Below are 11,577 nucleotides of genomic sequence, written 5' to 3' on the forward strand. Positions count from 1 at the left end.
CCCTCATTCAACACGGGCTCCCTCAATACTATCACCGGTTAATTATACCATTTTGCAATTATTCACAAACACAATTATTTACTAACACAACCAATAGATATGCGTAGATGATCACCCAGGGAGAAGAACTTCAGGATATCGCTGCAAATGATGTTATGAGCCTCATAATAGACGTTCACACAATTATGATGCTCACAGCTCCTGACATAACAGGAATACAGGAGGCAAAAATTCGACTTCTTGGCATTCTGGAAATTACAGGATCACAATCGATGACGGAGTTATGTAACCAGATGTTTATCTCAAAGCCTTACATGACCCGTCTCGTGGACAGCCTGGTATCAGAAGGATCAGTTGAGCGACACCCGGATGTGAAAGACAGAAGAGTCATAAACATCTCCATGACCGAGGAAGGGAAGAAGTACCTGTGCAATATGCTCAATGAGCTAAGAATTCGCATGAAAGCATTTCTTTCCGGATTTTCTTCCTCTGATCTCGAAAGAATTTCCAAGGCCAGTGCGGAAATACACACAACATTCACTAAAAACCCCAGTATCAAAAATCAGGGAACCTGGGTATTCTACACAGAACAGAATCTAAAAGAAAAATGAGAAAACCCGGATCATTCCTGACTGGCATTACCAATGATTCCTCATAGCAGTATCCACCCTTCACACACACTGGGTGGAAACAAGGTGAAACCATTACCATGAAACTCACACAACTTAAAAACGCATTCCTGATTGTGGGCATAGCCCTCCTGACAGTATCGATAATGACATCCCCGGCCCTTGCGGGAACGAAGTACATGTCCGGGTCTCCGGATCTTTCTGTCACAATTGTTGGAAACAACGAGTTTGTACCCGGGACAACCGTACCTCTTCAGATCCAGGTTCAAAACTCAGGATTGAATGAGATCAAGTTTGTCCAGACAGATATTGTAGACACTGATGACAATCCCAGCACTGCAAAGATGGTGACTGTCTCCCTTCTCCCAGGCGATAGTCCGGCTCTGATCAAATCAGACCCCCAGATGATCGGTGACGTAAAGGGATCAGAGAGTGTTCCAGTAAATTTTGAGATATTAGTCCCGGATAACGCAAAGGCCGGGAAATACTCAGTTCCGGTTGAACTGAATTATACCTACCTACAGAATGCCGAACAGCAGGGAACAGATAGTATCACCTACCGGTATGTTCAGAAGAAAGTAACGTTTAATCTGCCATTCATCGTGCAGTCTGCTATCACCATGCAGGTCTCTGATGTAAAGGCCGAGAACATCAATTCAGGCGGTTCAGGATATCTCACACTCACCCTGAAAAATGTTGGAACTGATACCGGGACAAATGCTGTTGCAAACCTGAGCAGAAGCGGGAACTCCCCGATTATCCCGGCCTCTAACAGCGTATTTCTGGGAACATTTGCACCCAATGCCACTGTCAATGCCAAGTACAAGGTCAGTGTCTCAAAAGATGCAGAGCCCCAGGACTACCCGGTCGAGGTATCTGTGATGTATGACAATGGAGACGGCGAGACCGTAGTCACCCCATCCCAGAAAGTTGGTGTTTCAGTAGGGTCTGATGTCGAATTTAACATCACCAGTCAGAGCCCTGAACTGAATCCCGATAAAAAGAGTTACATCGAAGTTACATACCGCAATGACGGATCGGTCCCGGTGTACGGAGCAGAAGTCAGAATCAGTGCAGTAGATCCGTTCACCAGTGCTGATGACCTTGCATACCTTGGAGACATGAACCCAGGGGAGAGCAAAGTTGCCAGATTCGGATTAACTCTCAGTGCAACTGCTGATACCAAGATGTATGGCCTTGATTCAGAGATAAAATACCGTGATGCCCTGGACGACAGCCATGTATCAGATACAATCAAAGTCCCGATTCAGGTCGTTCCCAATGCGGGATTATCTGCACTCATGTCTAATCCGGTTGTAATCGGCTTAATTATGATCATCATTCTCGGAGGAGCATATTACCTCTACGAGTACCGGCGCAAACAACAGAACCGGTGAGGATGACGAGGTAAAAATTCGATCATGCATTCAATTTTTTCCACAGTCTCTGATCTCATCGTTCATAAGCCGGGAATCCTTTCCAAGATAATCCTTGTACTGATGGTTATCTCCCTGTTTGGGATGACCATGGTCTCAATGGAGACCGGAACCGCAACCTACATGGATGTAAATTCTCCGGAAGGAGTCCTGATTGAACATTATACAGATACCTTTTCAAAAGAAACCGTAATCCTGCTTGTAGAATCTGATGATTCAACAAGTCCGGAACTCATGCAGTATATTGATACTCTGGAAGATCCACTGAGAAACCTTCAGTATGTGACCTCTGTATCAACCATCGTCGATGTCGTGAAATCCCTGAATAACGGGGTTGTCCCGTCCTCATCCGGAGAGATGGATGAGGTGCTGGCAAAGGTTCCTGAGAACGTAAAGAACGGGTACGTTCCATCAGGAATGCTGAATATGGGGGCAATCGGCCTTGAGGCAGGATTATCTGAAAGCCAGAAATCAAGTGCTCTCTCAAACCTCAGGAAGTTTATCGCAAGCACAAACGCTCCACCGGGTGTATCGGTCAAACTGACCGGTTCTGCTGCTTTCGATGAGGAGATGGGCACTGCGATGGGAGAGTCGATGGGAACTCTCATTATGGCAGCACTCGTCCTCATGGTCATCGTGATGGGGCTGCTCTTCGGGTATGTCAATCACCGGTTCCTCCCGGTTGTTATTGTAACAGCCGGACTTATCTTTACATTCGGATTCATCGGTCTTATTGGCTATAAGATCAGTATGGCTGTCATCGCAGCGTTTCCGGTCATGATAGGACTGGGTATTGACTACGCCATCCAATTTCAGTCCCGGCTTGAAGAAGAGGCCAGGGATCATCCCCTCGCTGAAGCTGTGTATATCACGATAACCAAGACCGGTCCTGCCGTGATGTATGCCATGCTTGCAACATCCATGGGATTTTTAGCCATGTACATCTCTCCGGTTCCGATGATGCAGGGATTCGGCCTCGTCAGTATCATCGGTGTGGTGACCTGTTACATCACCTCGCTCATCGGAATTCCCCTGATTGCAGTGCTTATTAATTACAAGGCAAAAGGGCACGGAAATTCAAAGCAGGCGGCTATCGTCGATTCAGTGCTCTCTAAAACCGCAGTATGGGTAGCAAAACGACCGGTCCCGGTTCTACTGATCGTTCTTCTGGTTGCATTTGTAGGAATCCAGGTAGACACCCGTATTCCGGTGAACACAGATCAAAATTCATTTGTGCCTCCGGATATGCCCTCGAAGACTACCCTGGATAAAGTGACCAGAACGATGGGTTCTACAGATACTGCACCGATTGTAGTCCATGGATCTGATGTTCTCACGCTTGATTCGGTGAACTGGATGAAGGAGTTTACCGATCTGGAGGTCAGGACACGATCGAAGATCACCCAGGGAACCAGTATCGCAGATTATGTGATCACCTATAACAACGGGGTGATGCCACAGACTCAAAGTGAACTGGATGCAGTTCTGAATACGATTCCGAAGGATGTCAGGGACTCGTATGTGAACGGGAATAACGAGGCAGTTATCCAGTTTAATACCGTGAAGTTAACAACAACGACCCAGAGCGATCTGAAAGAGGATATCGAAGGGGATTTAAAACTTTATCCACCACCCCCGGGAATAGTATCTCAGGTTACCGGTAACTTCGCGATGTTTACCAACCTGGTCAATGATATTGTCGAGAGTAAGGAACTTATCACCTACACCGGATTCATCCTGGTAGTCCTGTTCCTGGCAGTTGTATACCGGAACGTAAATGCAATTACCCCGATCGTGCCAATCGCTGCCGTTGTTGGATGGAATGCAGTCGCTATGAACTTCCTCAGTATTGACTATAATGTCATGACTGCATGCCTGGGTTCTATGACGATAGGAGTTGCTGCAGAGTATACCATTCTTGTGATGGAACGATTCATCGAAGAGAAGGAAAAGACCCCTGACGTTATTGAGGCACTGAAGAATAGTGTTAGTAAGATAGGTTCTGCAATCATGGTATCAGGATTTGCAACCTTCTTCGGGTTCTCAGCACTGATCCTCTCAACCTTCCCGATCATCTCTGATTTCGGGTTAACTACCATTATCGCAGTGCTCTTCTCTTTGATTGGAGCGGTTGTCATCATGCCTGCAATCCTCTCATTTGTTGACATGATCAAACGCGACGTAGAAGAGTTCGAAGAGGAAGTGCTGCATATTCCCCTTGCTCACCAAAAATAATCTTTTTTTGATCGGTTCGGAGAGAGATCCTCGTGCCCGATAGTGGTTACAACCCTATTATGTGAGAAGTCCGAAAGATGCACCGGTATTGGTTGCAGATACCGCCTACACCATCAGACCCGGTCAGCGGGCCCTGTGTATATGCCAGATCCGAGCCACCAGTCCTCATCTACCCTCTGTACATATCCCAGTTTTGATTCAATCGTCCGGTTGTGAGCAGGATTGAGGTAATAAAAACGGACAGACCCGGACCCGTTTCGTGCTGCATCGAGAAACTGCTGGGTATATGGGTTTCCATATGCGTCAGATTCTCCTAGCCTGTTCTTGCCAATCTTTTCCGGGTTGAACGGGTGGGCAAGCGTGGTGCAGTTAAAATCGTAGGCGTAGATATAGAGTTCACCCTTGACAAACGAACCATTGGGGTTGGAAAATTCAGCCAGTGCTGCCTCCCGGCCATGTGTTTTAGCATAGGTAACCGCATTCTCAACAAAAGTGACAAGAGTCTCATTTGAGGTGTACTCCTCCTGAACTGGGGGATTCGTAGCATCAGGTGTTGAAGCGGGGATCTGGGACTGGCTATGTACATGGCCGGCAGTACCCAGAACCAGGCAGAGAATAAGTACAGCAAGGAACGGGACCGGGGTATTTCTCATACCATAAAATGTGTCGGATGATCCAATAAAAACGAATCATACACTCCCCCAGTAACCCAATTGGTCTGTTCATCCCACAGATGGAGCATATTGTAACGGGTCAGGCCAGGTCTGATGGTCCGAAGGAACCTGGGAGCAGATCACGGATAGTGGTTACTTTCATCTCTGATCCATTTGAGACAACGACCCGTGTGTCCAGCCCGAATTCTGAAATTATCTGTCGGTCAGATCCGCACGGGTACGCAAAATCTCCTCCTGAACTCGTGACTGCTATCGCTGAAAACTTCTGCTCTCCTTCTGAAACTGCTTTGTACACCGCCACCTCAGCTGCGGTTACAGATGAACCGTACACAGCGTTCTCCACATTTGCCCCCGTGAATACAGTCCCATTAGCGGTAAGAAGGGCGGCACCTACTTTAAAGTGTGAATACGGACAGTATGTGTTATTTTGAGTCTCTATTGAATACCTGATAAGGTCTTCATCAGTCACTGATCCTGGTGTTATCCCGGTTTTATGAATATTCTGATCATCAGCAGAGAGAGGAGTGATCATCAGACCAGGGATAACAAGGACCAGAAAGAGCAATGATACAATGTGCATACCAAGTGTCTGTACGCAGATGATGAAAATAGATACTCCCCATCTCATAATGCATGGGAGAATCAAATGTTTGATTCTCAAATAGGAGGATGGATAAAGAGTATGCACCGATGAGGCCGAAAGAAGTCCTTCAACAGTTTGTTGAGGCGTTTAACAGGATTGATGTCGAGAAACTGGTCAGTCTGTACCATGAGGAGGCAATCAACCACCAGGTCGCAGAAGAGCCAGTCCAGGGGCACGATGCAATCAGGAAGATGTTTGTAGAGAGTTTTGCGAATGCATCAATGACCTGTATTGTGGAAAATATGTTTGAGGATGGAGAATGGGCCATTATGGAGTGGAGGGATCCACAAGGTCTCCGTGGATGTGGGTTCTTTCATGTCATTGACTCAAAAATAGTGTTCCAACGGGGTTACTGGGATAAATTGACGTTTCTACGACAACAGGGTCTCCCAATTCCGGGGGAGCAGGGAGGTGATTAAATTCCAATCATTCAGGAAATTTATCTCCCGAAGGGAAAAATCAGGACATAACAATAGTTTCCGGCCCTACATCAGTGTATGGAAATAAGATCTTCTTGAACCAACAGATTTTCGGAGGATCTTGTCTTCCAGTTTCACATGTCAATATCTCCCTGAAATCATACTCATACAAATCTTATCCACCCGGATACAGGATATCTTCATATTTTCGCCAGACTTCCCATCTTCTCGATCCGATCAGTCATTCACCGCTCTTCCTCATCCGCGATTACCGATCAGATTGCCAGTGATCACCCTGAAAGATCACGGGTATCTCATTGTTTCTGAGTGTTGCAACAGGTTGCAACAGTTTAAACCGGAGAGAAACCGGCCAATACCATCATAATTTTCCAATTTTTTTATGACCCGGACACCATCGAAAACCAGGTGCAACACCCCCGGATGCTGCCGGTTCAGTCATTATGCCACCAGATGAAAGAACATACCAAGAATACCAGCACAATGCAGATAAAATGTATTTCTAACTGATTTTAACAGATTTTTGCTGTAGTATTTATAACCTGTTTCATGCAACAGGAGTATGTCACACAGAGACCTGCACAAGGTTCGCCGGAAAAACTCCGGACACCCATACAGGCTCTGTGCACAATAGATGAGCTGCGTTCAACATGTCCTCCTACAATCGAAGTGACTCATCATCAAAGCCGGGAACCAGACCCTTCAGGGAAGGTTGCCGACTCTCTCTGTATGCTGCAATGATCCAACCGAACTTCAGCCAGCCGTCAGACGGCTGGTCTTCCTCCTACATTTAATCACTGAGTACATGAGGTAATTATGTTTAGAGCAAATACTCTCACCAGCACCTATAACGAAAGACAGATGACCCTGATAAGTTACCTGGAAGACCGGGTAAAAGAAGGGAAAAATTTCTTCAAATCAAAGTATATTGCCAGAGATACAGGCCTCTCATCCAAAGAGGTAGGAACAAACATGGGAATTCTGGCTGATAACTGCCCGAGGTTCACAATTCAGAAGTACAGTTACTCAAACAGTACCACCTGGCTGATCACACCATCCCAGGCATAAAAAACCTTTTCTCTTCCTCCTACATTTCCAGTCATTTCAATTCTATCAGCACTCTCCTGAGCAGGTCTCAAATTTTCAGAGGATACCTGTTTGATGTGAATAATGGGAGTACTCAGTTCATGAGAAGAAAGTATATGTAAAAAGTCCTTTACATATGTAGTGTGGTCATCTGAACAACGTTCAGGTGAACCAGCTTCTGAAAGCAACTGTGCTCGAACGAAAAAGCATGGAGGCGAACCACAAGCAAAAGGAACAGATCTGAAAGACCCATAAGCGACTCATAATAAACCCGTGAAATGGAGTGCTTCATAAGAAAATTCCAATACAACACTCCCCATTTCACATTCTGTAAGTAATATGGCATAATCAGATTATCAATTCAATCCTCCTACACAATCCTGAACCCGGACACTCATCCAGATCTCTGATCCGTTACATCCAGGTCTTTTTGATCTGCAACACGGAGACAGGGATATTGAACTTGAAAGTTGTATTTGCAACTAATTTGATCAGGGTTCATCATAAGGATATGAAGCCTTTTTCTTGTGTTACTCATGCAACGAATGAATCGTTGTTTCTGAAGATACGTAATGGAATCAGAGATTTCCATGGTTCTGACAAAACATGAATTCACAAACATTTTGTTAAAACCTGATTCTTCAGGAAAAATGGAAGCAAATATGTAGATTATGGTTGCATAAGCAACTAATTATACGACTGTATGAAACAGTATCCGTGCACATACAACCCTGCCGATCTGATGACCCGGTGAATCATTCACCGTGTTATATATCGGGGGTTGTTCATGTTTGAAAGACTGAATGAACGAGAGATCTACCGTTCAGTGAATCTACCCAAAAATTACCAAAGAGAAACCTATGAAGAGAAAAACGGTCACACAGATAACGACCCTTCTCCTCCTCATTTCAACCATCATCTGTGTTATCACCGGATTCATCAAATGGCCCGGGCTTATCACCGGTCTGGGGCTCACCTACCGTCAGGTACCGCTGACACTCATAACTGAACTCCACGACTGGTCAGGGCTTGTAATGACCATCCTTGTTGCTCTCCATGTGTTCCAGTTCAAAGGAATGATGAAGAGAATGGTCCGGGGATTGACACAAAGGAGCTCATCATGAAGAATAGATCCATATTAATCATACTCCAGATATTCTGTCTTGTAAGTTTCATAGGCAGTTTTGTCAGTGCAGGATCCGCATCCGGCACCGACGGGTGCCAGGACCCGTTACTTGCTACGACAAGTGAACAGAAGAAGGTTATTTCAGACGATGCAGGAACTACCCTGATTGATGAAGACACCCAGGCAAAGGCTGATAGTCTCGCAGGGACCTGCCCGAAAGGATTCCACTGCAGTTGTCCGGGATGTCCGCTCTACGGTGATCTTGATGAGGACAAATTCTGTGATCTCGGCGAAGAAGGAAATGAGACTGCCTGATCATTTCATATTCTTTTTTCACCCCAGACAGTTATACGTTCAATGCAACCTTTGGATGCCGGTTCTGGCATTGCCAATAAACAACAATAATGCATGATTGAAACCAACATACTGATATTACAATAAGGGTTATTTTTGCAGAAGAGGCAGAATAGCCGGCATGGTGTGTTCCTGATATATGGTAAAACAAGTTAAATTTGAATTTGTCGGGAAGTATATCTCATTTCTCTACCGGTATCACCAGACATATCTGGACAAGGAACTGGAGCCATACAACATCGGTTCAGGGCAGTTCTTCATATTAATGCCCCTCTACAAGAAAGATGGTATAAACCAGGAGAAGATCTCCCAGATCATCAAGGTGGACAAGGCTACTATTACCAGGGCAATTACAAGACTGATAGATGAGGGCTATGTCATCAGGGAGAGGGACGAGGATGACAGGCGTGCATACAAAGTCTTCCTGACAAAGAAAGGGAAAGGAATAAAACGAAATATTATGGCGATTGCACAACGCTGGGATAATATCATCCTTGCAAACCTGGATCAGGATCAGCATGAAGCAGTTAGATCAACGTTTTGCACAATGTATGATAACGTCTGCGATTACACACATTCATGACTCTCACCAGTAATGTTTTTTTTACCTTATTCTTTGAAAATAATGGTTTTTAACCAGATTTTTTGTTAGCCGATACATACTACCTGCCACTTTTATCAACTGACTTTTGAGGAACCTTATAAAGAAAAAAGTTTGTCAGACATATGTCTGCCAGATGGTTCATACAACGGTTCAAGGTTGGTATCATTTGAGAAATATAGAATACCTTAATCTGTCATGGCCGGATTTTATTATATTTTAAACTCGATGTCTGAACAGATGCCCCGGATCTGAATAAGAACACAAAAAGTTTAAATTGCCACCCTCGTTAGAGGAAGTATTTCCCTTATTTTTCTAAAGACCCAAAACACAAATCGATCTACATATATTCAGAGAAAATTCATTTCACATTGTTTACTCATGAGAACGATCTGGATTTTCTTGGGACTGCTCTGTTTCGCCCTTATCTGTAGTGCAGGATATGCAGATGACAGGAAAGAGGCGACAGAATACACTATTGCAATACACGAGAAGGCAAATGATACTGCTGCCTGGAACAACAACGATGAGGATTTTATCTTCGCAAACAAGGGATTTATTGCGACTGATTCACCCCTTGTGATACCATCGGCATACCCCGGCATCACTGCATGGAGTATGGATTCCTACAGTTTTCTAAACAACGAAAGCTGCCCTGACACCATCAATCCGCTTCTGTTCAGACAGGCACAGCTCAACAATATCAACGGGCTGTTCAATGTCACAGACGGCATTTACCAGGTCAGGGGATACGATGTATCAGACATCAGTTTCATCAAAGGAGACACCGGCTGGATAGTTATCGACCCTGCTGTCTCTGTTGAGACAGCAAAGGCAGCCATGGACCTTGTCAACAAGACCATCGGAAAATATCCGGTGAAAGCAGTTATTTATTCGCATCCCCATGTGGATCATTACCAGGGAGTGAAAGGAGTCACAACCCAGGAGGCTGTCGATTCCGGTGATGTGCAGATCATCGCACCTGAACATTTCATGGAGCACGCCCTGAGCGAGAATGTGTATGCAGGAAATGCCATGTTCAGACGGGCAACCTACCAGTATGGGATTCAGTTGCCCAGGGATGCAAAAGGAAATATCGATATCGGCCTTGGTAAAAGCCCATCGACAGGAACTGCATCCCTGATCGCCCCCACCGTTGACATCACAAAGACCGGACAGAAACTGACTGTTGATGGTGTCCAGATGGAGTTCCAGCTGGCAGAGAACACAGAGGCACCTGTCGAGATGAACGTCTGGTTCCCGCAGAGGAGTGCCTTGTTCATGGCTGAGAACTGTGCGGCAACCTACCACAACCTTCTGACCCTTCGCGGAGCACAGGTCAGGGACCCGCTCTCCTGGTCCAACAATCTCAAAGAGGCACGTGATCTCTACGGAGACAAGGCAAAGGTTCTCTTCCGTGCCCACCACTGGCCGGTGTTCGGAACTGATAAAGTGATTGAGCAGCTGGAAAACCAGCGTGATCTCTACAAGTTCATCAATGACCAGACCCTCAATCTCATCAACAAAGGATACACCATGGATGAGATCGCGAGCATGATTGAACTACCAGAGTCACTTGACCAGTACTGGTACACTCATGGATTCTACGGTCAGTTCTACATGGGAGTCAAGGCGACCTACCAGAAATACCTTGGATTCTATGATGCAGACCCGATAAATCTCAAACGACTTCCACCGACTGAGTTTGCAACAGAGATCACCAGGTACATGGGAGGTGCTGATGCAGCACTTGCTCAGTTGCAAAAGGACTATGATGCAGGTAATTATGAACTGGTTGCCTCAATTGCACACTATCTCGTCTTTGCAGATCCGACAAACATGGAGGCACGCGAGATGGAGGCTGATGCCCTGGAGCAGCTCGGATATCAGGTTGAGTCAGGAACAGCACGAAATGCTTACCTAATGGGTGCACAAGAACTGAGAAGCACTGAACCGGTCACCATGCGCAGTGGAATATCAGATGATATCATGGCTGCCATGTCAATGAGTGAACTTCTGGATTACATCTCAGTCAGGGTAAATGGACAGAAGGCAGACGGCGAAGACTACAAGATGAACCTTGTTCTTTCTGACACCGGTGACACGGCCTTGATCCAGATCAAGAACAACGCACTTGTGTACTGGGTTGACAGTTCCTCACCAGATGCAGTTGTCACGGTGACTATGCCAAGAAAGACACTCGAAGGACTTGCACTCGACCCGTCGACAACTCCTGAAGATGTGACAACAACCGGTGACTCAGAAGTATTTGACAGGTTTGTCGGAATGCTCGATGTATTCAACCCCGGGTTCAACATCGTCACCCCTTAACTTTTTTGAGATTCTCTCCGAACCC

At 45.7% G+C, this 11,577-nt stretch carries 12 protein-coding genes; 10 read left to right on the plus strand and 2 right to left on the minus strand.

The features are described 5' to 3' along the window. Positions 1-107: 107 nt before the first annotated feature. From ACHZA2_RS07255 to ACHZA2_RS07265, 3 genes are all read left to right on the plus strand, one after another. A complete protein-coding gene (locus ACHZA2_RS07255) occupies positions 108-611 on the plus strand; it encodes a MarR family transcriptional regulator (RefSeq protein WP_319579172.1) in 504 nt (167 codons plus the stop codon). Positions 612-709: 98 nt separating this feature from the next. Beyond that, positions 710-2,026 (plus strand): S-layer protein, encoded by a 1,317-nt coding sequence (locus tag ACHZA2_RS07260; protein ID WP_319579173.1) that lies wholly within the window; start codon positions 710-712, stop codon positions 2,024-2,026. Between the two features lie 24 nt (positions 2,027-2,050). Further along, positions 2,051-4,300: a hydrophobe/amphiphile efflux-3 (HAE3) family transporter gene (locus ACHZA2_RS07265; protein ID WP_319579174.1), complete on the plus strand. Its 2,250-nt coding sequence runs from the start codon at positions 2,051-2,053 to the stop codon at positions 4,298-4,300. Positions 4,301-4,413: 113 nt separating this feature from the next. On the opposite strand, the gene ACHZA2_RS07270 is transcribed toward ACHZA2_RS07265, so the two are convergent. Further along, entirely contained in the window at positions 4,414-4,953 is a 540-nt protein-coding gene (locus ACHZA2_RS07270) for a cache domain-containing protein (RefSeq protein ID WP_319579175.1), read from the minus strand. 100 nt (positions 4,954-5,053) lie between these two features. Beyond that, entirely contained in the window at positions 5,054-5,554 is a 501-nt protein-coding gene (cdd, locus tag ACHZA2_RS07275) for a cytidine deaminase (RefSeq protein ID WP_319539458.1), read from the minus strand. An 89-nt stretch (positions 5,555-5,643) separates the two neighbouring features. On the opposite strand from cdd, the gene ACHZA2_RS07280 reads away from it, so the two are divergent. The 7 genes from ACHZA2_RS07280 to ACHZA2_RS07310 all read left to right on the plus strand — a co-directional run bounded on the left by ACHZA2_RS07280 (position 5,644) and on the right by ACHZA2_RS07310 (position 11,552). After that, entirely contained in the window at positions 5,644-6,036 is a 393-nt protein-coding gene (locus ACHZA2_RS07280; RefSeq protein ID WP_319579176.1) for a nuclear transport factor 2 family protein, read from the plus strand. A gap of 668 nt (positions 6,037-6,704) precedes the next feature. Then, complete coding sequence (locus ACHZA2_RS07285) at positions 6,705-6,848, plus strand: hypothetical protein (protein ID WP_319579177.1); 144 nt, start codon at positions 6,705-6,707, stop codon at positions 6,846-6,848. Between the two features lie 22 nt (positions 6,849-6,870). Further along, positions 6,871-7,122 (plus strand): hypothetical protein, encoded by a 252-nt coding sequence (locus ACHZA2_RS07290; protein WP_319539456.1) that lies wholly within the window; start codon positions 6,871-6,873, stop codon positions 7,120-7,122. A gap of 878 nt (positions 7,123-8,000) precedes the next feature. After that, positions 8,001-8,264, plus strand: a complete 264-nt coding sequence (locus tag ACHZA2_RS07295; protein WP_319539455.1) for a DUF4405 domain-containing protein — start codon at positions 8,001-8,003, stop codon at positions 8,262-8,264. Beyond that, positions 8,261-8,581 (plus strand): hypothetical protein, encoded by a 321-nt coding sequence (locus ACHZA2_RS07300; protein WP_319579178.1) that lies wholly within the window; start codon positions 8,261-8,263, stop codon positions 8,579-8,581. The genes ACHZA2_RS07295 and ACHZA2_RS07300 overlap by 4 nt, the downstream gene beginning before the upstream one ends. Before the next feature lie 178 nt (positions 8,582-8,759). Beyond that, positions 8,760-9,203: a MarR family transcriptional regulator gene (locus ACHZA2_RS07305; protein WP_319579179.1), complete on the plus strand. Its 444-nt coding sequence runs from the start codon at positions 8,760-8,762 to the stop codon at positions 9,201-9,203. 420 nt (positions 9,204-9,623) lie between these two features. Then, positions 9,624-11,552, plus strand: coding sequence for an alkyl sulfatase dimerization domain-containing protein (locus tag ACHZA2_RS07310; protein WP_319579180.1), 1,929 nt, complete (start codon positions 9,624-9,626; stop codon positions 11,550-11,552). The last annotated feature ends 25 nt before the right edge of the window (positions 11,553-11,577 follow it).

The organism is uncultured Methanospirillum sp., from assembly GCF_963668415.2.
Classification (GTDB): domain Archaea; phylum Halobacteriota; class Methanomicrobia; order Methanomicrobiales; family Methanospirillaceae; genus Methanospirillum.